This window comes from Streptomyces sp. NPDC093600 (assembly GCF_044764755.1).
Taxonomy (GTDB): domain Bacteria; phylum Actinomycetota; class Actinomycetes; order Streptomycetales; family Streptomycetaceae; genus Streptomyces.
Map to the genome: position 1 here is coordinate 64089 of NZ_JBIWIU010000017.1, position 24488 is coordinate 88576.

The 24488-nt window shown below is 71.7% G+C and carries 23 protein-coding genes, 1 pseudogene and 1 CRISPR repeat array (1 of these 25 only partly in view); of the genes and pseudogenes, 10 read left to right on the forward strand and 14 right to left on the reverse strand.

All coding sequences use genetic code 11. The features are described from left to right. Nucleotides 1-1566: a CRISPR direct-repeat array (repeat unit 29 nt; unit sequence GTGGTCCCCGCGCGAGCGGGGGTGTTCCG) (it extends 1755 nt beyond the left edge of the window). Between the two features lie 249 nt (nt 1567-1815). Next, a pseudogene (locus tag ACIRB4_RS29655) lies at nt 1816-1953 on the reverse strand (transposase); the annotation flags it as partial. 63 nt (nt 1954-2016) lie between these two features. Here ACIRB4_RS29655 and ACIRB4_RS29660 point away from each other — a divergent pair. Together ACIRB4_RS29660 and ACIRB4_RS29665 are read left to right on the forward strand one after the other, a co-directional pair. Further along, nucleotides 2017-2376, forward strand: a complete 360-nt coding sequence (locus ACIRB4_RS29660; RefSeq protein WP_403295470.1) for a hypothetical protein — start codon at nt 2017-2019, stop codon at nt 2374-2376. A 60-nt stretch (nt 2377-2436) separates the two neighbouring features. Beyond that, nucleotides 2437-2688 carry a transposase gene (locus tag ACIRB4_RS29665; RefSeq protein ID WP_403295472.1) on the forward strand — a complete coding sequence of 84 codons (252 nt, stop codon included), beginning with the start codon at nt 2437-2439 and terminating at the stop codon, nt 2686-2688. A gap of 299 nt (nt 2689-2987) precedes the next feature. Here the strand turns inward: ACIRB4_RS29665 and ACIRB4_RS29670 are convergent, their stop codons facing one another. From ACIRB4_RS29670 to ACIRB4_RS29700, 7 genes are all read right to left on the reverse strand, one after another. Next, nucleotides 2988-3110 (reverse strand): hypothetical protein, encoded by a 123-nt coding sequence (locus tag ACIRB4_RS29670; protein ID WP_403295543.1) that lies wholly within the window; start codon nt 3108-3110, stop codon nt 2988-2990. Nucleotides 3111-3370: 260 nt separating this feature from the next. Then, entirely contained in the window at nt 3371-4039 is a 669-nt protein-coding gene (locus tag ACIRB4_RS29675) for a potassium-transporting ATPase subunit C (RefSeq protein ID WP_403295474.1), read from the reverse strand. A gap of 6 nt (nt 4040-4045) precedes the next feature. Further along, a complete protein-coding gene (gene kdpB, locus ACIRB4_RS29680) occupies nt 4046-6187 on the reverse strand; it encodes a potassium-transporting ATPase subunit KdpB (RefSeq protein WP_403295476.1) in 2142 nt (713 codons plus the stop codon). After that, the gene (kdpA, locus tag ACIRB4_RS29685) at nt 6184-7848 is read right to left on the reverse strand and encodes a potassium-transporting ATPase subunit KdpA (protein ID WP_403295477.1); all 1665 of its coding nucleotides are present in this window, start codon (nt 7846-7848) and stop codon (nt 6184-6186) included. The genes kdpB and kdpA overlap by 4 nt, the downstream gene beginning before the upstream one ends. 8 nt (nt 7849-7856) lie before the next feature. After that, nucleotides 7857-7946, reverse strand: coding sequence for a K(+)-transporting ATPase subunit F (gene kdpF, locus ACIRB4_RS29690; protein WP_123452475.1), 90 nt, complete (start codon nt 7944-7946; stop codon nt 7857-7859). Further along, nucleotides 7943-8095, reverse strand: a complete 153-nt coding sequence (locus ACIRB4_RS29695) for a hypothetical protein (protein ID WP_403295479.1) — start codon at nt 8093-8095, stop codon at nt 7943-7945. The genes kdpF and ACIRB4_RS29695 overlap by 4 nt, the downstream gene beginning before the upstream one ends. 203 nt (nt 8096-8298) lie before the next feature. Then, nucleotides 8299-9447: a magnesium and cobalt transport protein CorA gene (locus ACIRB4_RS29700; RefSeq protein ID WP_403295481.1), complete on the reverse strand. Its 1149-nt coding sequence runs from the start codon at nt 9445-9447 to the stop codon at nt 8299-8301. A gap of 388 nt (nt 9448-9835) precedes the next feature. On the opposite strand from ACIRB4_RS29700, the gene ACIRB4_RS29705 reads away from it, so the two are divergent. Continuing rightward, nucleotides 9836-10057 (forward strand): ferredoxin, encoded by a 222-nt coding sequence (locus tag ACIRB4_RS29705; RefSeq protein WP_403295482.1) that lies wholly within the window; start codon nt 9836-9838, stop codon nt 10055-10057. 431 nt (nt 10058-10488) lie between these two features. On the opposite strand, the gene ACIRB4_RS29710 is transcribed toward ACIRB4_RS29705, so the two are convergent. Both ACIRB4_RS29710 and ACIRB4_RS29715 read right to left on the reverse strand, forming a co-directional pair. After that, entirely contained in the window at nt 10489-11202 is a 714-nt protein-coding gene (locus ACIRB4_RS29710) for an RNA polymerase sigma factor (protein WP_403295483.1), read from the reverse strand. Between the two features lie 22 nt (nt 11203-11224). Then, on the reverse strand, nt 11225-11665 hold the full coding sequence (locus ACIRB4_RS29715) for a hypothetical protein (protein WP_403295484.1): 441 nt from the start codon (nt 11663-11665) through the stop codon (nt 11225-11227). A gap of 335 nt (nt 11666-12000) precedes the next feature. Between ACIRB4_RS29715 and ACIRB4_RS29720 the strand changes: the two genes are divergently transcribed. From ACIRB4_RS29720 to ACIRB4_RS29735, 4 genes are all read left to right on the forward strand, one after another. After that, entirely contained in the window at nt 12001-12885 is an 885-nt protein-coding gene (locus tag ACIRB4_RS29720; protein ID WP_403295486.1) for a fumarylacetoacetate hydrolase family protein, read from the forward strand. Between the two features lie 59 nt (nt 12886-12944). Continuing rightward, entirely contained in the window at nt 12945-13865 is a 921-nt protein-coding gene (locus ACIRB4_RS29725; protein ID WP_403295487.1) for a VOC family protein, read from the forward strand. A gap of 65 nt (nt 13866-13930) precedes the next feature. Further along, nucleotides 13931-15544, forward strand: coding sequence for a bifunctional 3-(3-hydroxy-phenyl)propionate/3-hydroxycinnamic acid hydroxylase (locus ACIRB4_RS29730; protein ID WP_403295488.1), 1614 nt, complete (start codon nt 13931-13933; stop codon nt 15542-15544). 108 nt (nt 15545-15652) lie between these two features. Beyond that, on the forward strand, nt 15653-16954 hold the full coding sequence (locus tag ACIRB4_RS29735) for a PucR family transcriptional regulator (protein WP_403295489.1): 1302 nt from the start codon (nt 15653-15655) through the stop codon (nt 16952-16954). A 516-nt stretch (nt 16955-17470) separates the two neighbouring features. On the opposite strand, the gene argG is transcribed toward ACIRB4_RS29735, so the two are convergent. Beyond that, nucleotides 17471-18919 carry an argininosuccinate synthase gene (argG, locus tag ACIRB4_RS29740; RefSeq protein WP_403295490.1) on the reverse strand — a complete coding sequence of 483 codons (1449 nt, stop codon included), beginning with the start codon at nt 18917-18919 and terminating at the stop codon, nt 17471-17473. Between the two features lie 180 nt (nt 18920-19099). Here argG and ACIRB4_RS29745 point away from each other — a divergent pair, with 180 nt between their 5' ends. Further along, nucleotides 19100-19543 (forward strand): Rieske (2Fe-2S) protein, encoded by a 444-nt coding sequence (locus ACIRB4_RS29745; RefSeq protein ID WP_403295492.1) that lies wholly within the window; start codon nt 19100-19102, stop codon nt 19541-19543. Here the strand turns inward: ACIRB4_RS29745 and ACIRB4_RS29750 are convergent. Beyond that, the gene (locus ACIRB4_RS29750) at nt 19530-20189 is read right to left on the reverse strand and encodes a cysteine hydrolase (protein WP_403295493.1); all 660 of its coding nucleotides are present in this window, start codon (nt 20187-20189) and stop codon (nt 19530-19532) included. The two genes, ACIRB4_RS29745 and ACIRB4_RS29750, sit on opposite strands and share 14 nt — an antisense overlap. 127 nt (nt 20190-20316) lie before the next feature. Between ACIRB4_RS29750 and ACIRB4_RS29755 the strand changes: the two genes are divergently transcribed. Then, a complete protein-coding gene (locus ACIRB4_RS29755) occupies nt 20317-20784 on the forward strand; it encodes a pyridoxamine 5'-phosphate oxidase family protein (protein ID WP_403295495.1) in 468 nt (155 codons plus the stop codon). A gap of 154 nt (nt 20785-20938) precedes the next feature. Here ACIRB4_RS29755 and ACIRB4_RS29760 read toward each other — a convergent pair whose 3' ends face one another. Further along, nucleotides 20939-21844 (reverse strand): LysR substrate-binding domain-containing protein, encoded by a 906-nt coding sequence (locus tag ACIRB4_RS29760; RefSeq protein WP_403295497.1) that lies wholly within the window; start codon nt 21842-21844, stop codon nt 20939-20941. 74 nt (nt 21845-21918) lie between these two features. On the opposite strand from ACIRB4_RS29760, the gene ACIRB4_RS29765 reads away from it, so the two are divergent. After that, a complete protein-coding gene (locus tag ACIRB4_RS29765) occupies nt 21919-23082 on the forward strand; it encodes an EamA family transporter (protein WP_403295498.1) in 1164 nt (387 codons plus the stop codon). Between the two features lie 44 nt (nt 23083-23126). Here ACIRB4_RS29765 and ACIRB4_RS29770 read toward each other — a convergent pair whose 3' ends face one another. Next, nucleotides 23127-24458, reverse strand: a complete 1332-nt coding sequence (locus ACIRB4_RS29770) for an aminotransferase class I/II-fold pyridoxal phosphate-dependent enzyme (RefSeq protein ID WP_403295500.1) — start codon at nt 24456-24458, stop codon at nt 23127-23129. Nucleotides 24459-24488: the final 30 nt, after the last annotated feature.

Here is a 24488-nt window from a genome sequence, read left to right on the forward strand (position 1 = left end):
GGACTGGGCCGACGTGGTCCCCGCGCGAGCGGGGGTGTTCCGGCCAGGACGGCGTTCCAGCGGTTGCTGCGGCAGTGGTCCCCGCGCGAGCGGGGGTGTTCCCCGGTCGCCCGGTCGTGGACGACGCCGACCGACGTGGTCCCCGCGCGAGCGGGGGTGTTCCGCTGACGAGCTCGGCGGCGACGACCCACTTGGTGTGGTCCCCGCGCGAGCGGGGGTGTTCCGCCCTACGTCCTGCTCCGCAAGGCCCTCGAGCGGTGGTCCCCGCGCGAGCGGGGGTGTTCCGTACGGCCTCCGCGTCCTGGACGCCCTGAACGAGTGGTCCCCGCGCGAGCGGGGGTGTTCCGCTGGCTGGCAAAGAGCTGGAGATCGTGCCCCCGTGGTCCCCGCGCGAGCGGGGGTGTTCCGTAGTTGCCGAGGTCCTCGTGTGCCTTCCGGTCGTGGTCCCCGCGCGAGCGGGGGTGTTCCGCCGCGCAGGCCCTCATGCCGCGCATCGACTGGGTGGTCCCCGCGCGAGCGGGGGTGTTCCGCGTTGCCGAAGTGCTCGTGTGGCGACTCCAACGTGGTCCCCGCGCGAGCGGGGGTGTTCCACAGCAAGGGCCCGGGAGCAGACTCCCGGGCCCGTGGTCCCCGCGCGAGCGGGGGTGTTCCGCGCCACATGACGGTCTTCTACCGCCGGTTCGCGTGGTCCCCGCGCGAGCGGGGGTGTTCCGGCCGCCGCGAAGAAGGCGCCGGCATCGACACCGTGGTCCCCGCGCGAGCGGGGGTGTTCCGGTGGTCGCGCCCATCTCCTTGAGGACACTGTCGTGGTCCCCGCGCGAGCGGGGGTGTTCCGGGTGCTCGTCAGGGAATGTCGCCCTGGTGACAGTAGTCCCCGCGCGAGCGGGGGTGTTCCGGCCGACCGATGGACTGGCACGCCGTCGCCCGGGTGGTCCCCGCGCGAGCGGGGGTGTTCCATCTGGATGGCGTAGACGTCGGTGGTGACGACCGTGGTCCCCGCGCGAGCGGGGGTGTTCCGCGAACTGCGGAACCCGATTCAGCTCCGTCTCCGTGGTCCCCGCGCGAGCGGGGGTGTTCCGGAGCAGTAGTGACCTGGTGTCCGGAGGATTGGGTGGTCCCCGCGCGAGCGGGGGTGTTCCGCACCCGCAGCCGCGCACGCGGCAGGCCACGTAGTGGTCCCCGCGCGAGCGGGGGTGTTCCGATCCGTCGGGACGGACCGGTGTTGCTCTCTTCGTGGTCCCCGCGCGAGCGGGGGTGTTCCGGGCGATTACGCAGGAGCGACCCGCCCCGGCTCGTGGTCCCCGCGCGAGCGGGGGTGTTCCGTGGACCGCGAGGTTCTCCATCACGGACACCCCGTGGTCCCCGCGCGAGCGGGGGTGTTCCGCCGCAAGCTCCTGCTCGACGTGCGTCGCCTCGGTGGTCCCCGCGCGAGCGGAGGTGTTCCGACCAGCGGGCGCGCCCCACACGGTGCCACCACGTGGTCCCCGCGCGAGCGGGGCGTTCTGCGCCGCACCTACGTGGCGTCCGTCCTGAACCTGGAGTCCTCGCGCGAGCGGGGGTGTTCCGGCCCCGATCGCGACGCGGGCTTGGCCCCGCCGTGGTCCCTACGCGAGCGAGGGGTGCGATTCCGGCGACAGCCCCTATAGCGTCGAGTCCGAATGGGTGCTCCTGACCAGGTGAACACCTCACGGGCAGCGTAACGCTTGAGGCATCGGACGATTTTTCGCGCCGGGTCTTGCCCTGCCGGATACGGCGCTCGTAGTACTCCTGGGTGCGCGGGTCGAAACGCAGGCGGGTCTGCACGATCCGGTACAGGGCTGCGTTGGCCTGCCGGTCGCCTCCGCGGTTGAGGCGACGGTACTGCCTCGCGCCCGAGGACCGCTCGACGGGACTGACCCCGCACAACGCGGCAAAAGACGCCTCACTGCCCAGACGCTCGGGGTTGTCCCCCATCGTGATCAGCAAAGTCACGGCGGTATCCGGGCCGATGCCCGCCACGTCGAGGAATTGCGGGGCATGGCGTTTCGCGAGCCGGGCCAGGCGCGCGTCCACGTCCCGGATCTGCTCGGAGAGCTGGCCGATCCGGTCGGCCAGCAGACGCAGGATGATACGGGTGGCCTGCGCCACCGACTCATCACCGCCCTCTTCATGACTGCTCACATCGGCGAACCGCGCACAGGTACGGAAGAGCTCGGCATTACCCAGTCCGGCCAGCTCTTCCCGCAGAGCGGGGTCAGCAGTGACGAGAACGGCCTTGAGCTGGTTGACGGCTTGCGTGCGGGCCTTGACCGCCGACGCCTTCGTGAGTCTGTACAGTCTCGCGATCTGTACCGGTCCGTCGCCCGATTTTGCCCGGGCGCGGGCCCGCCCGCTTAGTACGGCTCGCGCTGCGTTCTGGGCATCGAACGGATCCGAGGCGCCCAAACCGGTGGACGCGTGGTGACTCCACCGCACCGCAAGTTCAAGAAGAACACCCCGGACTGGTACGAGGAAATGCACGAGCGACAGCGCAAGGCGCACTCCTCACGACGCATCCGCGTCGAGCACGGCATCGCCCACATGAAGAACTGGCGGGCCCTGGCCCGCCACCTCGGCCGCCTCGAGCACATGAGCGACATGATCCAGGCCGTCGCTGGCCTGCTCTCCCACCAGCAGACTGCAGACCTGGGCCCGCGACGACAGCGGTGAGCACCGGCGCTACCGAAGCCCTCGACGTCTCACCGCTAACCGTGCACGAGCTCGTTAGGGGCCATGGATCCTGCCGCTAATCCGGTGACGGGGTGTGTAGCCGTCTCGCGGCGCGATGACGTTGCCTCACCAGCGGAAGATGCCGTCCCGAACAGGCTGGGCTGGGGAGAATCTGGGGAGTATGAGCGGCCCTGGGGAGCGGCTGGGGAGAATCGACGACACAACGCGGGACGACTCTGAAAGACGCTGAAAGGGCCATCGACACAGGTCAGAGAGGGCGCAAACCCCATCACTGCAGGTCAGAGCGGCTCGGTAGTGGACTTCATGACGTACGTGCCGAGATCGTCGGCCTCGACGATCCCGGGGAGCGAGCCGCCCTCACGCAGGGGCGTGACATAGCGGGTCGCTACGACCTCTTTCAACATTCTCCTAGGCCACCCATCTGTTCAGCCTTGCAATCAACGGACGGCTTCTTCGGGGGCGTAGAGGCGGGAGTCTCCGGTCGACGGCGCCGGGGGCATCCGGGGAGTCTCGACCGGTAAGCCGGTCTCCCCGCTCCCCGAGCAGTCCGTCGATGGTGCCGCGCCCCTTGCTGCCGGCCTCCGGCATGAAGTGAGCATAGTAACCGGGGGCGGCCGCGGGGCCGTGGGCGAAGCCGCTCCCGCCCCCGCCCACGGTGCGGTCACTTCCGGCTGAGTGCCTTCAGGGCGATGTTCAGCTTCAGGACGTTGACCCGGGGCTCGCCCATGAAGCCCAGAACGCGTCCGTCGGTGTGGTCGGCGACCAGCTTCTCCACCTGGGCGACGTCGAGACGGTTCCGTTCGGCGACCCGGTGGACCTGGAGCTCGGCGTACTCCGGGGAGATGTGGGGGTCCAGGCCGGAGCCGGAGGAGGTGACGGCGTCGGCGGGGACATCCGTCGGCCTCACCTTGTGGTCGGCGGTGGAGTTGTCCTTCACCACGGCCGCCTTGGCGTCCGTCACCCACTTGATCAGGTCGGCGTTGTCGCCGGAGCGGTTGGTCGCGCCGGACAGGAGGATCGAGTACTGGGTGTTGACGGAGTTGGTGCCCAGGCCGTTCGAGGGGCGTGGCTGGAACCAGCGGAGGTCCGGGGCCGGTGTCTCCTCGCCGTCCTTGAGCGGGAGGTCGTAGCGCTGGCCGATGAGTTCCGAGCCGACGACCTTCCCGCTCGCGTCCTTGATCTCGGAGCCGTTCGCCCGGTAGGGGAAGGCCGCCTGGGCGATGCCGGTGACGGCGAGCGGGTAGAGGATGCCCGTGATCACGGTCAGGACGAGCAGGGCGCGCAGGCCCGCCCAGAGCACACGCCCGGTGTTTCCTACGGAGTTGTTCATCGTGGATCAACCGATTCCGGGGATGAGGGAGAGGAGCAGGTCGATGAGTTTGATGCCGATGAACGGGGCGACCAGGCCGCCGAGTCCGTACAGGCCGAGGTTGCGGCGGAGCATCGAGTCGGCGCTGGAGGGGCGGTAGCCCACGCCCTTCAGCGCGAGCGGCACCAGCGCGATGATGATCAGCGCGTTGAAGACGACCGCGGAGAGGATCGCGGACTCGGGCGAGGTCAGGCCCATGATGTTGAGCTTGTCGAGGCTCGGGTAGGCGACGGCGAACATGGCGGGGATGATCGCGAAGTACTTGGCGACGTCGTTGGCGATGGAGAAGGTGGTCAACGCCCCGCGCGTGATCAGGAGTTGCTTGCCGATCTCGACGATCTCGATGAGCTTGGTCGGGTTGGAGTCGAGGTCGACCATGTTGCCGGCCTCCTTCGCGGCCGACGTGCCCGTGTTCATCGCCACGCCGACATCGGCCTGAGCGAGGGCGGGGGCGTCGTTCGTGCCGTCACCGGTCATCGCGACCAGCTTTCCGCCGGCCTGCTCGCGCTTGATCAGCGCCATCTTGTCCTCGGGCGTCGCCTCGGCGAGGAAGTCGTCGACCCCCGCCTCCTCGGCGATCGCCTTCGCGGTCAGCGGGTTGTCACCCGTGATCATGACCGTCTTGATGCCCATGCGGCGCAGCTCGTCGAACCGCTCCCGCATGCCCTCCTTGACGACGTCCTTCAGATGGATCACGCCGAGGACGCGCGCGCCCTTGCCGTCCTCCGCGGCCACAAGGAGCGGCGTGCCACCAGCCTCGGAAATCCGGTCCGTGAGCGCCTGGGCGTCCTCGGCGACGGTGCCGCCCCGCTCCTCCACCCACGCCACGACCGAACCCGTCGCGCCCTTGCGGATCTTCCTGCCGTCGACGTCCACGCCCGACATGCGGGTCTGGGCGGTGAACTCGATCCACGTGGCGTGCGCCGGCTCGCCCTGGTGACGTTCGCGCAGGCCGTACGTCTCCTTGGCGAGGACGACGATCGAGCGGCCCTCGGGCGTCTCGTCGGCGAGGGAGGAGAGCTGAGCGGCGTCGGCGAGCTCGGCCTCCGTGGTCCCCCTGACCGGGACGAACTCCGCCGCCTGCCGGTTGCCCAGGGTGATGGTGCCGGTCTTGTCCAGCAGCAGCGTGGACACATCGCCGGCCGCCTCGACAGCCCGGCCGGACATGGCGAGGACGTTGCGCTGGACGAGCCGGTCCATGCCCGCGATGCCGATGGCCGAGAGCAGGGCCCCGATCGTCGTCGGGATGAGGCAGACGAGGAGCGCCGTCAGGACGATCAGGGAGGTCTGCTCGTCGGCACCGGCGTAGATCGCGAACGGCTTCAGCGTGACGACGGCGAGCAGGAAGACGATCGTCAGCGACGCGAGGAGGATGTTGAGGGCGATCTCGTTCGGCGTCTTCTGCCGGGCCGCGCCCTCGACCAGGTTGATCATCCGGTCGATGAACGTCTCGCCGGGCTTCGTCGTGATCTTGATGACGATGCGGTCGGACAGGACCTTCGTGCCGCCGGTGACCGCGGACCGGTCGCCGCCGGACTCGCGGATGACCGGGGCGGACTCGCCGGTGATGGCGGACTCGTCGACCGAGGCGACGCCCTCGACGACATCACCGTCGCCGGGGATGACGTCGCCGGCCTCGCAGACCACGAGGTCACCGATGCGCAGCCCGGTGCCCGGGACCCGCTCCTCGTCCGTGCCGACGAGACGGCGGGCGACGGTGTCGGTCTTGGCCTTGCGCAGGGTGTCCGCCTGGGCCTTGCCGCGGCCCTCGGCGACCGCCTCCGCCAGGTTCGCGAAGATGGTCGTCAGCCACAGCCAGGCGGTGATCGCCCAGCCGAACCAGTCCCCCGGGTTCTTGACCGCCAGCACGGTGGTGACCACCGAGCCGACGAGGACCACGAACATCACGGGCGACGTGACCATCACGCGCGGGTCGAGCTTCTTGATCGCGTCCGGGAAGGAGGCCAGCAGCTGCCTGGGGTCGAAGAACCCGCCGCCGACCCGGCCCGGCGTCGGCTTGTGGCCGGTGGGGACGTCACTGTGCGGAGCCACTGAGGGTGAGGCCGTGGGGGGCATGGTGTCCTGCTGCTTCTCTACGTCGATGGTCATGCCGCGAGCCCTTCGGCGAGCGGGCCAAGCGCGAGGGCCGGGAAGTAGGTGAGACCGGTGATGATCATGATTGTGCCGACCAGAAGGCCCGTGAACAGCGGCTTCTCCGTCCGCAGCGTGCCCGCCGTCTCGGGTACCGGCGTCTGCTCGGCGAGCGAGCCGGCCAGGGCGAGGACGAACACCATCGGCAGGAAGCGGCCCAGCAGCATCGCGATGCCGATGGCCGAGTTGAACCACTGGGTGTCGGCGTTCAGGCCGGCGAAGGCCGAGCCGTTGTTGTTGGCGCCCGAGGTGAAGGCGTACAGGATCTCGGAGAAGCCGTGCGCGCCGGAGTTGGTCATCGAGTTCACCGGGGTGTCGAGGACGAACGAGGCGGCGGTGAAGCACAGCACCAGGGCCGGGGTGATCAGGATGTAGCAGGCGGCGAACCCGATCTCGCGGGTGCCGATCTTCTTGCCCAGGTACTCGGGGGTGCGGCCGACCATCAGACCGGCGATGAAGACGGCGATGACCGCCATGATCAGCATGCCGTAGAGGCCGGAGCCCACACCGCCGGGCGCGATCTCGCCGAGCTGCATGCCCAGCATGGTGATGCCGCCGCCGAAACCGGTGTACGAGGAGTGGAAGGAGTTGACCGCACCCGTCGACGTCAGCGTGGTGGCCACCGCGAAGATCGACGAGCCGCCGATCCCGAACCGGGTCTCCTTGCCCTCCATCGCACCGCCGGCGAGCTCGAACGCGGGACCGTGGTGGGCGGACTCGGTCCACATCATCAGCGCGGTGAAGCCGAGCCAGATCGTGGCCATCGTGCCGAGGATCGCGTACCCCTGCCTGAGGCTGCCGACCATCCGCCCGAAGGTGCGTGTGAGGGCGAACGGAATCACCAGGATGAGGAAGATCTCGAAGAGGTTCGACAGCGCGTCGGGGTTCTCGAAGGGGTGGGCGGAGTTGGCGTTGAAGTAACCACCGCCGTTCGTGCCCAGCTCCTTGATGACCTCCTGCGAGGCCACCGCCCCGCCGTTCCACTGCCGCGTCCCGCCCATGAACTGCCCGACCCCGTGGATGCCGGAGAAGTTCTGGATCGCACCACACGCGACGAGGACGAGCGCGCCGACCACGGAGATCGGCAGCAGGATCCGTACGACGCCGCGGACCAGGTCGGCCCAGAAGTTGCCCAGCTCACCGGTACGGGAGCGGGCGAAGCCGCGCACCAGTGCCACCGCCACCGCGATGCCCACCGCCGCCGAGACGAAGTTCTGCACCGCCAGGCCGCCGGTCTGCACGACGTGGCCCATGGCCTGCTCGCCGTAGTACGACTGCCAGTTGGTGTTGGCGACGAACGAGGCGGCGGTGTTGAACGCCTGGTCGGGGTCGATCGACACGAAGCCGAGCGAGCCGGGCAGGGAGCCCTGCGCCCGCTGCAGCACGTACAGGAACAGCACGCTCACCGCGGAGAAGGCGAGGACTCCGCGCAGGTAGGCGGGCCATCGCATCTCCACCGACGGATTCGCGCCGATCGCCTTGTAGATCCACTTCTCGGGCCTGTAGTGCCGCTCCGAGGAGTAGACGCGCGCCATGTGGTCGCCCAGCGGCCGGTACGAGAGACCGAGCGCGACGACGAGCGCCAGAAGCTGGAGAATCCCAGCCAGAACAGGACTCATATCCGGGCTCAGAACCTCTCCGGCTTGACCAGCGCGAGGACGAGGTATCCCAGCAGGGCGGCGGCGACGAGCAGACCGACCACGTTCTCGGCACTCACAGCTTCGCCACCCCCTTGGCGATGAACGCCACCAGCGCGAAGACCGCGATCGTGGTGACGACGAAGGCCACGTCGGCCATCGTGAACTCCCGGAAGAAAGGAAGAGCGGATTCTCTGACGAAATGAGGAAATAGCCTTTTCAGCCACACTTCGTCGTCGTTGACGCCTCTCTGACGCCCTTGACACCCCTCTTGACGCATCCCCTACGCGACACACCGGCGGCCGGTGCCCAGCGTGACGACGGGCGGTTCACACGGTCGGGCGCGTGCCGCGCGCGAAGGCGTGGGGTCGGCGTGGGTGGGGGCGTGTGCCTGACCGGGGTCGGCTGCTTCCCTACCGCGACAAGGGCGGGTCAGAGCCAGTCGCGGCGCTTGAAGACCACGTACAGGCTCGCGCACACCACGCCCATCAGCAGCAGAGCGAAGGGGTAGCCGAACACCCAGCCCAATTCGGGCATGTGGTCGAAGTTCATGCCGTAGATCGTGCCGACCAGGGTCGGGGCGAACAGGATCGCCGCCCACGAGGAGATCTTCTTGATCTCCTCGTTCTGCGCGTGGCCGGCCTGTGCCAGCGCCTTCATCTCCTCGTTCTGCTGCTGGGTCACGAGGGTGGTGTTGACGGTGAGGATGTCCTGAAGGGCCTGCTTGAACCCTTCGACGCGTTCGGTGACATGCGTGGCGTGGTCGGCCACGTCCCGCAGATAGCGCCGCAGCTCCTCGTCGATGTTGTACTTCTCGAACCCGGCCGAAAGGCCGCCGACGATCCCGGCCAGGGGGCGGGTGGCACGCTGGAACTCGACCACCTCGCGGGAGAGTTCGTAGATGCGGCGTGAGACGCCCGGGGCGTTGCCGAAGACCTCGGTCTCGATCTCGTCGATGTCGTTCTCCAGACCGGCGACGACGGGGGCGTAGCCGTCGACGACCGCGTCCAGGATGGCGTAGAGGACGGCCTCCGGGCCGCGGCCCAGGAGGTCGGGGCTGTCCTCCATCCGGCGGCGGACCGCTGCCAGGTCGGGGGCCGCGCCGTGGCGGACGGTGATCACGAAGTCCGGTCCGACGAACATGTGCAGTTCCCCGAAGTCGACCTCCTCGGCGGCGTCCATGTAGCGGGCCGCGCGCAGCACGACGAAGAGGGTGTCGCCGTAGCGCTCCAGCTTGGGCCGCTGGTGCGCCTCCAACGCGTCCTCGATCGCCAGGGGGTGGAGATCGAACTCCGCGGCCAGAGAGTGCAGTTCCTCCGGGTCGGGCCGGTACAGGCCGATCCACGCCATGCCGCCGGGCCGCTTGCGCAGCTGCCGGTAGGTCTCCGCCAGCGAGTCGGGGGTGCTGACGCGCCGCCCGTCCTCGTAGAGCGCGGCGGCGATCACACTGCCCTCACGCCCCGGCGTCCCGGCCTGCGGCGGGGCCGCGGCGTGCTCGTCCGCAGCGCGGTCGGGGACGGAGCGCCTGGGCGGCATGGAGGGGGTGAACGCGCGCAGACGGCGCGGACGACGCTCGAACATCGAGGGACCCTTTCCGGGGCGGGAAGATCGGGAAGCGACGGAAGCGGCATGCCGCTGACGCCACCGCCGGATCTCCTGCTCAGGTCCCGGTTCGGGCGGCGCCGTGCGGCATGCGACTGGGAGGTTCACCACTCATCGCGGACTCCACCACCTTTCGACGCGAACACACACGGGGCCACTGGGCAGCGTATATCCCCTCGCGGGCGGCCAGGACCGCCGCCGCCACGCTCGTACGCGATCCTTACGGTGGGCGGCCGTCGCGGGTCCTCGTCCCGTAGGGCACGCGCGGGGCCCCTGGGACAGCGGCCGCTCTCCGCGCGCGTTCAGAGGCGCAGGCGGAGCCGGCAGATCGTCGCGTCCGCAGCCTCCCGGTCACCTGGGACGAGAAGTGAGCACGTCGCGGCTGAGCGTCGACCGCGAGCGCTGCATCGGTGCCGGGATGTGCGCCATGACCGCCCCCGACGTCTTCGACCAGGACCCCGACGACGGCCTCGTGCTCCTGCTGCAAGCCGAGCCGCCCACGGTCCATCGCGCGGCCGCACAGATGGCCGCCGGCCTCTGCCCCTCCGGGGCGATCACCCTCCACGAGCCGAAATCCGGCGCCTCCTAGAGGCCCTTCACCGCCGCCATGGAGCCGTCGGCGGGGCGGTCAGGGGCGGTCTCCCGGGCTCTGCCCCCGCGGCGTCGTGCTCGGAGCCGGGCTCGGGGTCACGGTGGGGGGCCCGGTAGGGGTCGCGCCCCGGGATGTACCCGGAGTCGGGGACGTCATCGCGGGCGGGACGGCCGGCGGCACGGGGCGCGGGTCGGCAGGGGCCGGGGCCAGCGTCAGATAGGCGAGGCCGGCCACGGCTGCGGTCGCGAGGCCGGCCAGACCGGTGCGGCCGGCCCGGGACACGGGGGCGCGCCTCCACCACGGCCGCGGGCGGGCCGGCCGGGGCGGGGCGGCCGGGCGCAGATCCCGTACGGTCACCGACTCCGCTCGGGCTTCGAGCGCCTGCCGGAGCCGGTGTTCCACGAGACGTTCGCGTTGCCCTTCGGCCGTCATACGCGTCCCTCCAGGATCTTCTCCAGCGCGTCCAGGGCGCGGCTGGCGTTCGATTTGACGGCCCCTCGGCTGATGCCCAGCGTCTCGGCGATCTCCGCCTCGCTGAGGTCGGCCCAGTACCGCAGGACCAGGACCTGGCGGCGGCGCGGGGTGAGCCTGCCCAACGCGGCGAGCACCTCGCGGTGCGCCTCGTCCAGCACGACGTGCTCCTCGGCGGAGGGGATGTCGGTGGGGGCCGGCGGCGTCCAGGCGCGGACGGTCCGGCGGCGTCGCAGCACCGAACGGGAGGTGTTCACGACCGCCGTACGCAGATAGCCCAGCGCGTTGTCCACCTCCGTGATGTGCTCGCCATGGCGCCGGTAGAGGGCGGTGAAGGCGTCCTGGACGACGTCCTCGGCGGTGGCGAGGTCATCGACGAGGAGCACCGCGAGGCGGACCATGCCGAGGCGGTGGGCGTGGTAGAGGTCGGTGACGGTGGGAGGCCGGTGGGCCGACGTGTCGTACGAGGGCGTGGGCGGACGGTGGGCCGCGGTGCCGTACGAGGGCGTGGACGGGCGGTGGCTCGCGGGCGGGCGGTCGACGGGTGGGGCCGACCGGTCGCGGCGCTGCAGCAGGTCGCGCAGCGCCGCACGCACGCCCCGCGCACCGCCGAGCCGCACCCGGGGGAATCCGGGCGCGGCAGGGCGGAACGGCAGGGCATGGTGCGGCACAAGGCTTCTCGGGTCGAGCACGTCAGCGAAGAGCACGCCGCCGTACGACGAACAGGGTGCCGGCTCCGAGCCCGACAAGCCCGACGGCGACGGCGCCCAGGGCGGCGTTGGTGGAATCGGAGCCACCAGTATGCGCGAGCTCGGGGGCGGCGGAGGGCTGCGGGGCCCCGGGGGCGGCAGGTGCCGGCGTGGCGGACGGGTCACCGGGGGCGGCAGGCTCCGGCGCGGCGGTCGGCGCGCCGCTGGTCGCCGGTGCCGGTACGGCGGACGGTCCGGTGTTCGCCGGACCACGGGTGGCCGGTGCGGAAGGCACCGGTGTGGCGCGCGGCGCACTGCCGGTGACGGAGGTCGGCGCGGCGGACGGCGCGGCGCTCGGCCCGGCCGCCGCCCACGCGGGGACGGCGGCGGTGACGATCGCACCGGTGGCGGCGGCGATGACGACTGCGCGCTTCAGATGGGACACGGTGGTTCTCCCGACTCGGGTACGAGGGCGCGGGATCACGCCCCTTCATCCCGCACGACGTGCGAGTGGCCGGGAGGTTGCCGCCTCCGGCGAAGATTTTTTCGAGACGGAGGGTGGGACGGGGTGGGGTGGGACGGAGGGCGGGGCGGCGCGGTGGGGCTGCGCCGTCATCCCAAAGCGCGGCCCGGTCTTTGGGCCACGGGACCGAGAGCCGCGTGCGGGTGTGCGGGTTGGCTGGGGTGCGTGGCCGGCCGAACCACCGGCTCCGGACGGCGAAGTGCCGCCGGGCGGATCACCGGATCCCCTGATCTCTCCTCGATGCGGAGGTGTGCGCCATGCGCACAGCCAATCTCAATGACCGTCTGACGCTCGTGTTCGACGACGGCGTGGTGGACGTGGAGACGGCCAGCGGCGGCCTCTTCCCGGCCGACCCGCAGGTTGTCTTCGACCGGTGGCCGGAGTTCCGCGCCTGGGCGGACTCCGCGGCGGCGGCCGGTCACGAGCGCGCCCCGTTCGACCCTCGGGACCTGGGCGCGCCCGTACCGCGACCGCGGCAGGTGTTCGCCGTCGCCCTGAACTACTCGGACCATGTGGAGGAGTCGGCGGCCACGGCGCCCGCCCAGCCGGCCGTCTTCACCAAGTACCCCACCTCGCTGGCCGGCCCCCACGACACGATCGAGCTGCCCAGCACCCTCGTGGACTGGGAGGTGGAGCTGGTGGCGGTGATCGGGGCCAAGGCCCACCAGGTGGCGGCCGAGGACGCGTGGCGGTACGTCGCGGGGCTCACCGCCGGCCAGGACCTGTCCGAGCGGCGCATCCAACTGGAGGGACCCGCACCGCAGTTCTCCCTCGGCAAGTCGTTCCCCGGGTTCAGCCCGACCGGACCGGTCATGGTCACCCCCGACGAGTTCGCGGACCCCGACGACCTGGCGCTCGGCTGCGCGCTGGGCGGGGAGACGATGCAGGAGTCGCGCACCAGCCGGATGATCTTCCCGGTGTCCGAGCAGATCGCCTGGATCTCAAGGATCTGCCCGCTGCTGCCCGGTGATCTGGTCTTCACCGGTACCCCTGCCGGCGTGGGTGGCGCCCGGGACCCGCGCCGCTTCCTCGCGCCCGGCGAGGAACTGCGCAGCTGGGTCGAAGGTGTCGGGGAACTCCGCAATCCGCTGATCGCCGGCCCGGCCCACCCCCACGGCCCGCACGGCCCCGACAGCCGCTGACAGCCACCACGGCCGGAGCACACCACCTCCCCACCATTCGTTTTCTCGAGGAGCCCGCCATGCCTCTGCACCGTCTCGCCCGCATCACCATGGGCGTCCCCGACGTCGACGCGACCTCGGCCTACTACGCCGACTTCGGCCTCACCCCCCTGGGTGACGGACGCTTCGCCTCCACCGACGGCGGCGAGCAGCTGAAGATCGTCCACGCCCGCCGTCGCCGCCTGGAGGAGCTGGTCGTCGGCACCGACGACGCCGACGACCTGGGCCGGATCGGCGCGGCCCTGGACCGGCTGGAGGTGCCGTTCATCCGCGACGCGCACTCCCTGCGCACCGTGGACAGCGGCACCGAGGTCACCGTCACCGTCGAGGTCCAGCCCCGTACCGTCCAGCCCGCCCCCGCCCCCGTCCCGTACAACGCGCCCGGTCGAGCCGAACGCCCCGACGTGCGCGCCCCCGGCGTGCTGCGTGAGGGCGCCGTCCGTCCGCGCCGGCTCGGCCACGTCGTCCTCGGGTCGACGGACCAGGAGGCGTCCCAGCGGTTCTTCACCGAGGGACTCGGCTTCAAGGCCAGTGACCTGGTGCCCGGCGCGGCGTTCCTGCGCTGCTCCACCGACCACCACAACGTCCTCGTCCAGCGAGCCCCGATCGCGTTCCTGCACCACTCCTCCTGGCAGGTGGACGACGTGGACGAGGTCGGCCGCGGCGCCACCCGCATGCTGGAGGGCCACCCCGAGCGGCATGTGTGGGGGTTGGGCCGCCACCACCTGGGCTCCAACTTCTTCTGGTACCTCAAGGACCCGGCCGGCAACTTCTCCGAGTACTTCGCCGACATGGACTGCATCGTCGACGACCAGCTGTGGACGCCGCGCGTGTGGGAGGACGTCCGCGCGCTCTACAGCTGGGGCCCGCCCGTGCCTCCGTCCTTCCTCCACCCCGAAGACCTCGCCGCTCTCATGACCGGCGCCCACGACGCCGGCTGACGGGAGTACGGGACACCATGCGCACCGAGCACGACACGAGCACAGACACAACCACGGACACGGGCGTGACGTACCCATACGACGTTCTGGTCGTCGGCGCGGGGCCCGTCGGGCTCACCACCGCCATCCAACTGGCCGTGCGCGGCCGCCGCGTCGGTGTGGTCGAACGCTGGCCGCGGCCATACCCGCTGCCGCGCGCCGTGGTCTTCGACCACGAGATCGCCCGCGTCCTCGCCTCACTCGGGCTGGCCGACGTCCTGCCGGCCCTCAGCGAGCCCGCCGAGGACTACGAGTGGCGCAACGGCGAGGGCCGGACCCTGCTCCGCCTCGCCTTCGACGACACCGGCCACTCCGGCTGGCCGTTCATGAGCGTCTTCACCCAGCCCTGCCTCGAAGCCGCCCTGGAGGAACGGGCCCGCGCCCTGCCCGGCATCGACGTCCTGCGCGGCTGGGAGGCCGTGGACCTGACCGAGGAGCCCGCAGGCGTCGCGCTGACCGTGGCCGAGAGCGCCGGTGACCGGCCGCTGCTCCGCAACGGCGAACGGGAGCACCGCACATGGCGGGCCGCGTACGTCGTCGGCTGTGACGGCGCCAACAGCTTCGTACGCTCGCGCATGCGGACGGCGATGACGGACCTCGGTTTCCGGTACGACTGGCTCGTCCTCGACGTCGTCCCGCACGACCGGGACCGGGTGTGGTCCCCCCGTAACCTCCAGGTGTGTGACCCGGCGCGGCCCAGCACGGTCGTGTCGGGAGGCCCCGGCCGGCGGCGGTGGGAGTTCATGCGGCTGCCCGGTGAGACGGTCGACGAGCTCAGCCGGGCGGAGACGGCGTGGAGGCTGCTCGAACCGTGGGACGTGCACCCCGGCAACGCCACCCTGGAGCGGCACACCGTCTACACCTTCCAGGCCCGCTGGGCGGACACCTGGCGCGAAGGCCGGCTGCTGCTCGCCGGTGACGCCGCCCACCAGATGCCCCCGTTCGCCGGACAGGGCATGTGCTCGGGCATCCGGGACGCCGCCAACCTCGGCTGGAAGCTCGATCTCGTCCTGTCCGGCCACGCCGACGAGGCGCTGCTGGACACCTACACCACCGAACGCTCCCAGCACCTGCGGCACGCCATCGAGCTCTCGGTGCACCTGGGCCGGATCATCTGCGAGCCGGACCCGGCGGCGGCCGCCGAGCGCGACGCGCGGATGCTCGCCGACCAGCGGGCTCGCCGCGATCCCCTGGCGGGCATGCCGCCGCAGACGCTCACGGGTGGTCTCCTCGTGCGCCGGGCGGACGGCAGCCCGGCGGAACCGGCCGGGGAACTCGGCCGTCAGGGCCGGGTGCGTTTCCGCGGTCGTACGGGCTTGTTCGACCAGGCGGTGGGTACGGGGTTCACCCTGCTGGCGGTCGAGGACCCGGGCCGTGTGCTGGACTCCGACACGGCCGCGTGGTGCGAGCTGGTCGGGATGCGTCTGCTGAGGATCACCGACGACCCGACGGCCGACGGCCCGGGGGATGTCGTGGACCTGGACGGCACGTATCTTCCCCACCTGGCCCAGGCCGGGCTGGGGGCCCTGCTGCTGCGCCCTGATCACTACGTCTTCGGCGCGGCGGCGCACATGGAGGACGTGCCCGCCCTGGTGAGCGCCCTCCGCGACGGGCTCTCCCCCGCCTCGCCCGTCCGGTGAGCCGGCCGGGCGGGGGCTGGGCCGGGCCGGCGAGCGGCTTGTCATGCTTGAAGGACGGGGCACGCGCGGGTACGCACCCGACCACTCCACCACCCGAGGGCACGGTTCATGACGCGACAGTGGCTCCAGCGGCTCCGGCCGGACCCCGATGGGGCGGTCGACCCGGCGATGCCGTCGGCGGCCATCGCCGGTGCGGTCGAACTCCTGGGCACGGGCCCGGCCCGGTGGGCGGTCCAGACCGCCGAGGCCATCGCCGCGGAGATCCTGGAGCAGGTCCCGGAGCACGGCGGCGGCCATGGCCCCGTGGCCACCCTGCGGCGCTCCACCGAGTCGGCCGTCCTGGCCGCTCTGCGGCTGCTCCTCTCGGAGTCCCCGCGCGGTATCTCGGAGCTGACCGACGAGACGCTGGCGGGGTGCCGCGAGTTCGCCCGCCGTGGTATCCCTCTCGCCCAGGTGCTGCGGGGCGTACGGCTCGGCCACGCGCGGCTGGCGCACGACCTGGCCGCGGCGATCGAGGAGCACGTGCCGGCCGACCAGCGCCTGGCGGAGGTGCGCCGGGTCAACGACCTGCTGTTCACCTACGCCGACAGCCACGCGAGCATGATGGCCGAGGAGTACATCGCCGAACGCGACCGCTGGCGCGGCAGCGACGAGGCCGCCCGCCGCGCGATCGTCGACGACGTCCTCGCCGGACGTCCGGTGGACGCGGTGACGGCGGCCCGGCGTCTGCGCTACGACATCTCACGCACCCACCTCGCCGCCGTCCTGTGGTGCGACGACGCCGACGGCCGGACGCCCGTGGCGGAGCGACTGCACCGGACGGCCATGGCGATGACACGCACCATGGAAGCGGCCGGCATGCTGCTGATCCCCGCCGACAGCGTGAGCGCCTGGGTCTGGTTCGCCCTCACCGACGAGGACTCCGCCGACTTCCCCGGCCGGGCGGAGCGCCTGCGGGCCGGTCCCGGCCGGGCGCACGGCGTGCGGGCGGCCCTCGGCTCGCCCGGTGCCGGCCCGCAGGGCATGCGCCGAAGCCACCTGGGAGCCCTCCAGGCAGAGCGCGTCGCACGCGGCTCGGGGCAGTCGGGGCAGTGGCTGTGCGACTTCCGGGAGGTCCGTCTGCTGGCCCTGGCGACGGCGGACCCCGAACAGGCCCACTGGTTCGTCCAGGACGTCCTCGGCCCCCTGGCGTCCAGTGGAGACAGAGTGCGGGAACTGCGGGAGACCTTGCGTGTCTACCTCGCCGAGGAGCGCGGTCTGCGCGCGGCCGCCGACCGCCTGCACGTGGCCCGCAACACCGTCACCTACCGCGTCAGACGCGCCGAGGAGCTCCTGCCCACCGCCACCACGGCGAGCGACTCGCTGGAACTGCGCCTGGCCCTGGAGATCGCCCGGCACCTCGACACCTGACGCGAGGGAGCGGCTCGGCTCCGTAGATGGCACCGGAGATGACACCGGAGATGTCCGTCTACACGGTGCGTTTCCGCTTCTCGGTCGTGCGGCGCCGCGCGTCCGCGGTCTCCGACTTCGCCAGCTCACGGCACCAGGGACAGTCGTCGAGCGGATGTCCGTCCGTGAAATCTCCTGTCAGTCCCCGGGTACCGGTGAACTCGGCCCGCACACCGGAGATGTACTCATCGTGTTCGCGGCGTTGCTGGTTCATGGCCAGCCCAACGCGGTCGAGGACGATTCGTGCATGTTCCTGACCGAGCTGCCGTGGACCAGTGACAGGACGATCACAAACGGCCACGATTGTCGCATCTGCGACATGCCGATTGTCATCAACTGCTACCGGACGCCCTCCGTCCAGCCGCCGACCGACCCCGCACACAGCGGAGGCCCCGGCGGAAAGGAATCCGCCGGGGCCCACCGCCCGGATGTGCCGGGCCCGCGGCCCAGGTGTGTACGCCCGACGGCCGGCCGCCGTCAGTCCGTGCCGGACTCCATCGCGGCACGGTCCAGCATGGTCTCCTCGTCCGTGGCCGCGCCGCGCGACGCGATCGCCTCGGCGCCGCCCCGGTCCATGGCGCCGATCAGCCCCGTCGCCGCCGCCTGCGCGGCGCCGATCGGCGTCGGGTGGGCGGTGCCGACCAGGCCGAGCCCCACGTACTGCTCGAGCCGGGCCCGCGAGTCCGCGATGTCGAGGTTCCGCATGGTGAGCTGGCCGATGCGGTCCACCGGACCGAACGCCGAGTCCTCGGTCCGCTCCATGGAGAGCTTGTCCGGGTGGTAGCTGAGCGCCGGTCCCCGGGTGTCGAGGATCGAGTAGTCCTCGCCGCGCCGCAGCCGCAGGGTCACCTCGCCGGTGATCGCCGCGCCGACCCAGCGCTGCAGCGACTCGCGCACCATCAGCGCCTGCGGGTCCAGCCAGCGGCCCTCGTAGAGCAGCCGGCCGAGCCGCCGGCCCTCGTTGTGGTACGCGGCCACGGTGTCCTCGTTGTGGATCGCGTTGACCAGGCGCTCGTAGGCGATGTGCAGCAGTGCCATGCCCGGCGCCTCGTAGATGCCGCGGCTCTTGGCCTCGATCACCCGGTTCTCGATCTGGTCGGACATGCCCAGGCCGTGCCGGCCGCCGATGGCGTTGGCCTCCATGACGAGGTCGACCGGGGAGCCGAACTCCTTGCCGTTGATGGTGACCGGGCGGCCCTGGTCGAAGCCGACCGTCACGTCCTCCGTGGCGATCTCCACCGACGGGTCCCAGAACCGCACACCCATGATCGGCTCGACCGTCTCGATGCCGGTGTCGAGGTGCTCCAGGGTCTTCGCCTCGTGCGTGGCGCCCCAGATGTTGGCGTCCGTGGAGTACGCCTTCTCCGTCGAGTCCCGGTACGGCAGCCCGTGGGCGAGCAGCCACTCCGACATCTCCTTGCGGCCGCCGAGCTCGCTCACGAAGTCGGCGTCCAGCCAGGGCTTGTAGATCCGCAGGTGCGGGTTGGCGAGCAGCCCGTACCGGTAGAACCGCTCGATGTCGTTGCCCTTGAACGTGGAGCCGTCGCCCCAGATCTGCACGCCGTCCTCGAGCATGGCCCGCACCAGCAGCGTGCCGGTGACGGCCCGGCCCAGCGGCGTGGTGTTGAAGTACGGGCGGCCGCCGGACTTGATGTGGAACGCGCCGCACGCGAGCGCCGCGAGGCCCTCCTCGACCAGTGCGGCACGGCAGTCGACGAGCCGGGTGATCTCGGCGCCGTACGCGGAGGCACGGCCGGGCACGGACGCGATGTCGGGCTCGTCGTACTGACCGATGTCGGCGGTGTACGTGCAGGGGACGGCGCCCTTGTCACGCATCCAGGCGACGGCGACGGAGGTGTCGAGCCCGCCGGAGAAGGCGATGCCGACGCGCTCGCCGGCCGGAAGGGAGGTGAGGACCTTGGACATGGCAAAAGTATGCATGAAACCGCATGACCATGCAACGTCGGCGGTTCGACGGGTGTCATCGAACATGCGGAGCCCCTCGTTGAACATGTGGACCCCGTCGTTGAACATTCCGAGCCCCTCGCCCGTACTCCCCCCTGACAGGTCGACGTGTCGACCGGACGGGAACCCGAAGGGGAGCGCATGAGCACAGTGGCACGGCGAACGGTGGTCTCGGCGGCGGGCGGCGCAGGGCTGGTGGTGGCACTCACCGCGTGCGGCGCCGGCTCGGACGGCAAGGCCGGCGCGGACACGGGCGGCAAGCCGGACGGGGGAACGTCCGACGCCCCCCAGGGCGCGGGGGCGCCGCTCGCGCGGACCGCGGACATCCCGGTGGGCGGCGGCAAGGTGCTCGCCGATCAGGGGGTGGTCATCACGCAGCCGACCGCCGGCGAGTTCAAGGCGTTCTCGTCGAAGTGCACCCACCAGGGCTGCGCCGTCAGCGGCGTCGGCGACGGGGTCATCACCTGCCCCTGCCACCAGAGCCTCTTCGACGTGTCGGACGGCAGCGTGAAGGGCGGACCCGCGACCTCTCCGCTGCCTCCCACACCGATCAAGGTCGAGGGGGACGCGATCACCCTGGCGTGACGCGCCCCGGGCTCCTCCAGCAGCGCAGCACCTCCTCGGTGGTGGCGATGGTGGAGACGAGCGCGAGCGTATGGCGGATCATCGCGGGGGTGTAGTCGGCCGGCACCCCCGCGATGGCGTCAGCGGGCACGACCACGGTGTAGCCGAGGTTGACGGCGTCGAAGACCGCGTTGGGGATGGCGACGTTGGCCGAGACTCCGGTCACGACCAGGGTGCGGCAGCCGAGGTTGCGCAGTAGCGGGTCGACATCGGTCCCGGCCATGGGCGAAAGCCCGTGCAGCCGTCGTACGACGAGGTCCTCGTCCGCGACCTCGATCGGTGCGGCGATCCGTACCGCCGTGCTGCCGCTGTACTGCTGCACGGGAAGCCGGGCGGCGGCGCGGAAGAGCCGGGCGTTGCGGTTGGCGCCCCGCCCGTCGGGCCGGCGCTCGGCGACCGCGTGCAGCACCTGCACGTCGGCCTCGTGCGCGGCCGCGACCAGCCGCGCGACGTTCCGGAGCGCCCCCGAAGACCGGGCCGCGGCGGCGAGTTCGGGCAGTGCGCCGTCCCGGCCGACCACACCCTGCTGGCACTCGACGGTGAGCAGCACCGTGCCGGCCGGTGCGAGCTGCTCCCGCAGCTGTTTCCACTGAGCGGCGCCGGTCATGTCTCCCCCTCCGTGCCGGTGCGATCGGGCGCCGCCCCGGGCGGGCGAGGCTAGCCACCCTTGCCCGTGGAAGGAAGAGCCTCCATTCTTTCTGACACATCATCAGAACAATTGAAGGGGGCGGACGATGGCCGTGACGCAGCGCCGGGGGCGCCGGATCATGATGACCCCGGCCGAGCTGGACACCTTCCTCACCGAGCAGCGCACCTGCCGGGTCGCGACCGTCTCCGCCGACGGCCGGCCGCATGTCGGCGCGCTCTGGTTCGTCTGGGACGGCACCTCGCTCTGGCTGTACTCGATCACCCGCAGCCGCCGCTGGACGCAGCTGCGCGCCGACCCCCGGATCGCGGTGGTGGTGGACGACGGCGAGGAGTACGGGGAGCTGCGCGGCGCCGAACTGTCGGGTACCGCCGTCTTCGTCGGCGAAGCCCCGCGCACGGGCGAGCCCTGCCCCGAGCTCGACGTCCCGGAGCGGCTCTTCGCGGCCAAGTACTTCGGCCTGGCGTCCATGCCGCACGACGGTCTGCACGCGTGGCTCAAGCTGACTCCGACCGCGATCGCCTCCTGGGACTTCCGCAAGCTGGCGCACCTCTGAAGGAACCCGGCGAGGACGGTCGGGCGCGGTCCGGCCGCGGGCCGTTCGCAGCACCCACCACTCTCGTACGCCGCCCAGTCGCCCACGCACTCAGCCGTTCACGTACTCAGCCGTTCACGTACTCAGCCGTTCACGTACTCGGTTGCTCGCGTACTCAGCTGCTCAGCGAGGCGCCCGCCTCCCGCAGCGCCTCCACCGCGGCCCGGATCGACGGCCGCCGGGCGGCGTCCGTGCGCCAGGTCGCGTAGATGTGCCGCCGCACCTTCTGCCGTACAGGCACGAAAGCCACGCCGTCCGGGGCGCGGCCGCGCCCGAGGCGGGGGGTCAGGCAGACGCCGAGCCCCGCGGCGATCAGCACGAGCTGGGTGTGGTGCTCCCCGGCGCAGTGGGTGATGCGCGGCTCGATGCCCTGCGAGCGCAGGGTGAATATCAGCCAGTCGTGGCAGAACTCGCCCTCCGGCCAGGACACCCAGTCCTCGTCGCCGAAGTCCTCCAGGTCCACCTCCGCGCGTCCGGCCAGCGGATGATCGACGGGCAGGGCGACGTCGGCGGCGTCGTCGAGAAGATGGACCCGCTCCAGTCCGCCGGGGACCGGAGCCCGCTTGTTGCTCCAGTCGAGCACGATCGCGAGGTCGGCATCGCCCCGGAGCACCTCCCGAATGCCCTGCTCCGGTTCCATCTCACTGGTACGCACCCGCAGTTCGGGGTGGGCGGCGCGCAGCGCGCGGAGCGTACCGGGGAACAGCCCGCGGGCGGCCGTGGGGAACGCGGCGATCCGCACCTCGCCGACGACCTGGCCGCGCTGGGCCTCGATGTCGGACTGGGCGAGCTCCACCTGGGAGAGGATCCGCGCGGCGTGCTCGGCGAGGAGCAGTCCGGCGTCGGTGAGCCGCACACCCCGTCCGTTCTTCGCGAGCAGCTGCTGGCCGATCTCGCGCTCCAGCTTGGACAGCTGCTGCGAGACGGCCGAGGTGGTGACATGCAGACCGTCGGCCGCGCCGCTGACCGAGCCGTGCCGCGCGACGGCGTCCAGGGTCCGCAGGCGCTCCAGATTCAACATGTAAGCGATGCTAAGGCATGAGGTCCAAATAATCTCGCTTGTTCTACGAGATCGGAGCGGTCAGTCTGTACGGCATGAGCTCCGCCGCCCCGTCCCGGGCCCTCCTTCCCGCCGCCCACCACCCTCGCCGCACGCTGGACTGGCGCGTCCGCTTCGGCATCCTCGCCCTGATCTGGGGCTTCAGCTTTCTGCTCATCAAGGTCGGTACGGAAGGGTTCGCCCCCTTCCAAGTGACGTTCGGGCGGCTGCTGTTCGGTACGGCGGTGCTCGCCACCGTCATGGCGATCAAGCGTGAGCGGCTGCCGCGAGGTGCCCGCACATGGCTCCATCTCACGGTCGCCGCGTTCCTCCTCAACGCGCTCCCGTTCTCGCTCTTCGCCTACTCCGAGCTGACGATCCCGTCGACCCTCGCGGGCATCTGCAACGCGACGACGCCCCTGTGGGGCATGGCGCTGTCCCTGGTGGCGCTCTCCGAGGACCGCCCGACGCGGGTGCGCGCGGCGGGTCTGGGCATCGGTTTCATCGGGGTCCTGACGGTGCTCGGCGCCTGGCAGGGTTTCTCCGGCCTCGATGTCTCGGGCACGGCGATGGCGCTGCTCGCCTCGTTCAGTTACGCGGTGGGCTGGATCTACGTCCGCCGCACGCTGGCGGGGACCGGCGCCTCCCATCTCTCCCTCGCGGGTTCCCAGGTGGGCCTTGCGACACTGCAACTGGCCGTGGTCACCCCGCTGTTCACCACGCTTCCGGCGTCCGTCGAGATCGTTCCGCTGCTCGCCGTGATCGCGCTGGGGGCGCTGGGCACGGGGTACGCGATGCTGCTGCAGTACGGGGTCGTGGCCGAGGTGGGCCCGACGACGGCCTCGATGGTCACGTACTTCATCCCCGTCATCGCCACGACGGCGGGCGTCGCGCTCCTGGACGAACAGCTGACGTGGAACACCCCGATCGGCGCCGTCATCGTCCTCGCCGGCGCCGCCCTCACCCAGACACGCGGCCCTCGCCGCCGGTCGGCGACGAGCCCGGCCAGCACGGGTACGGCGGTCGCCGGTACGGCAGCCGCGGGTACGGCGGCCGCGGCCGGGTCCTCCGGCCCGCACGGCCCCGCCAACGGCCCCGCCCCGGCAGGCCCGGTTCCGGCAGAACCCGTCGTCACGGAGCCGCCCGTGCCGACGCCCGCAGACCACCCCTCCCCCTCGCCCGTGGCATGCACCTCGGGCACCACGACGGGCCGCCCGTGAGGACGGCCTGCCCGCCCGGAGGACAGCCCGGCCTTCTCCCCGCCTCAGCCGTAACTCCGCGCCGGCGCCGGTCCCGCCGCGGCGGCGACGGCGTCGGCCAGGGGCTCGATGTCGTCCATGGTCAGGCCGGAGACGGTCAGCCGGACGGCCGGCCCGGCGTTCATCCGGAAGCGGGCTCCCGGAGCCACCGCCCAGCCCGCGCCGAGGAGCCGCGCCACGGCTCCCGTCTCGTCGGCGACCGGCACCCACACGTTCATTCCGCTGCGCCCGTGCGCCTCGACCCCGCGTCGTCCAAGGGCGCGCACGAGCCCGTCGCGCCGCCGGGCGTAGGAGCCCGCGACGGCCGCCGCGTCCACGGCGCCGGTGGCCCACAGATGTGCGACGGCGCTCTGGAGCAGTCCACTGACCCAGCCGGGCCCGAGCTGTTGGCGCCCCAGCACCCGGTCGACGGTCTCCGCGTCCCCGGTCAGCGTGGCGATCCGCAGATCCGGTCCGTACGCCTTGGCGACCGAGCGGACCATCGCCCAGCGGTCGGTCGCACCGGCCAACGGGTGCAGCGGAAGGTCGACGATGCCGTGGCCGTGGTCGTCCTCGATGAGCAGCACGTCCGGGTGGGCGCCGAGGAGGCGCCGCAGCTCCTCGGCGCGGCGCGCGGTCACCGCCGCGCCGGTCGGGTTCTGCGCCCGAGCGGTGACGATCACGGCCCGCGCCCCTTGCCGCAGCGCCCGCGCCATGTCGTCCGGCAGCGGCCCCTCGTCGTCGACCGCGACCGGCACCGGACGCAGCCCGAGCGCCGGAACCAGGTCGAGCAGACTCCCCCACCCGGGGTCCTCGACGGCGACCCCGTCCCCCGGCCTGAGGTGGACGGCGAGGACCCGCTCGATGGCGTCGAGCGACCCCGATGTGACGGCGATCGGCCCGTCGGGCACCCCGTCCGCGTCCAGCGCGGCCCGCGCGAGCCGGGCGAACTCCTCGTCGACCGGCGCCTCGCCGTACAGCCTGGGCCGCTCGGCCGCCTGGCGGGCCGCCTCCGCGAGCGCGGGCCCCAGCGCCGGCAGCAGCGCGGGGTCCGGGTTGCCCTTGCCCGCGTCCCGGACACCGGCCGGTGACTCCACGCGGATGGACCCGCGAGCCGTGGTCGCGGGCCTGGGCCGCACCCGGCTGCCGCGCCGGCCGTCCGTCTCGATCACCCCGCGCTCGCGCAGGATGCGGTACGCGGCCGCGACCGTATTGGCGTTCACCCCGAGGCTGCCGGCCAACTCTCGCATGGGAGGGATCAGTTGCCCTGGTTCCAGCGCACCCGTGGCCACTCCCCGCTCCACGCTCGCGGCAATCTCCGATGCGCGACGACCTTCGATCCGATACTCTCCTAGCACAAACCACATTATGCACTAGTGCAATGGAGA

Bases quoted from the DNA above. Each gene is read 5' to 3' on its own strand.
- ACIRB4_RS29660 (WP_403295470.1), top strand. From the start codon at position 2,017: ATGGCGTTTCGCGAGCCGGGCCAGGCGCGCGTCCACGTCCCGGATCTG.
- ACIRB4_RS29675 (WP_403295474.1), bottom strand. From the start codon at position 4,039: ATGAACAACTCCGTAGGAAACACCGGGCGTGTGCTCTGGGCGGGCCTG.
- kdpB (WP_403295476.1), bottom strand. From the start codon at position 6,187: ATGACCATCGACGTAGAGAAGCAGCAGGACACCATGCCCCCCACGGCC.
- kdpA (WP_403295477.1), bottom strand. From the start codon at position 7,848: ATGAGTCCTGTTCTGGCTGGGATTCTCCAGCTTCTGGCGCTCGTCGTC.
- ACIRB4_RS29700 (WP_403295481.1), bottom strand. From the start codon at position 9,447: ATGTTCGAGCGTCGTCCGCGCCGTCTGCGCGCGTTCACCCCCTCCATG.
- ACIRB4_RS29720 (WP_403295486.1), top strand. From the start codon at position 12,001: ATGCGCACAGCCAATCTCAATGACCGTCTGACGCTCGTGTTCGACGAC.
- ACIRB4_RS29725 (WP_403295487.1), top strand. From the start codon at position 12,945: ATGCCTCTGCACCGTCTCGCCCGCATCACCATGGGCGTCCCCGACGTC.
- ACIRB4_RS29735 (WP_403295489.1), top strand. From the start codon at position 15,653: ATGACGCGACAGTGGCTCCAGCGGCTCCGGCCGGACCCCGATGGGGCG.
- argG (WP_403295490.1), bottom strand. From the start codon at position 18,919: ATGTCCAAGGTCCTCACCTCCCTTCCGGCCGGCGAGCGCGTCGGCATC.
- ACIRB4_RS29745 (WP_403295492.1), top strand. From the start codon at position 19,100: ATGAGCACAGTGGCACGGCGAACGGTGGTCTCGGCGGCGGGCGGCGCA.
- ACIRB4_RS29750 (WP_403295493.1), bottom strand. From the start codon at position 20,189: ATGACCGGCGCCGCTCAGTGGAAACAGCTGCGGGAGCAGCTCGCACCG.
- ACIRB4_RS29755 (WP_403295495.1), top strand. From the start codon at position 20,317: ATGGCCGTGACGCAGCGCCGGGGGCGCCGGATCATGATGACCCCGGCC.
- ACIRB4_RS29760 (WP_403295497.1), bottom strand. From the start codon at position 21,844: ATGTTGAATCTGGAGCGCCTGCGGACCCTGGACGCCGTCGCGCGGCAC.
- ACIRB4_RS29765 (WP_403295498.1), top strand. From the start codon at position 21,919: ATGAGCTCCGCCGCCCCGTCCCGGGCCCTCCTTCCCGCCGCCCACCAC.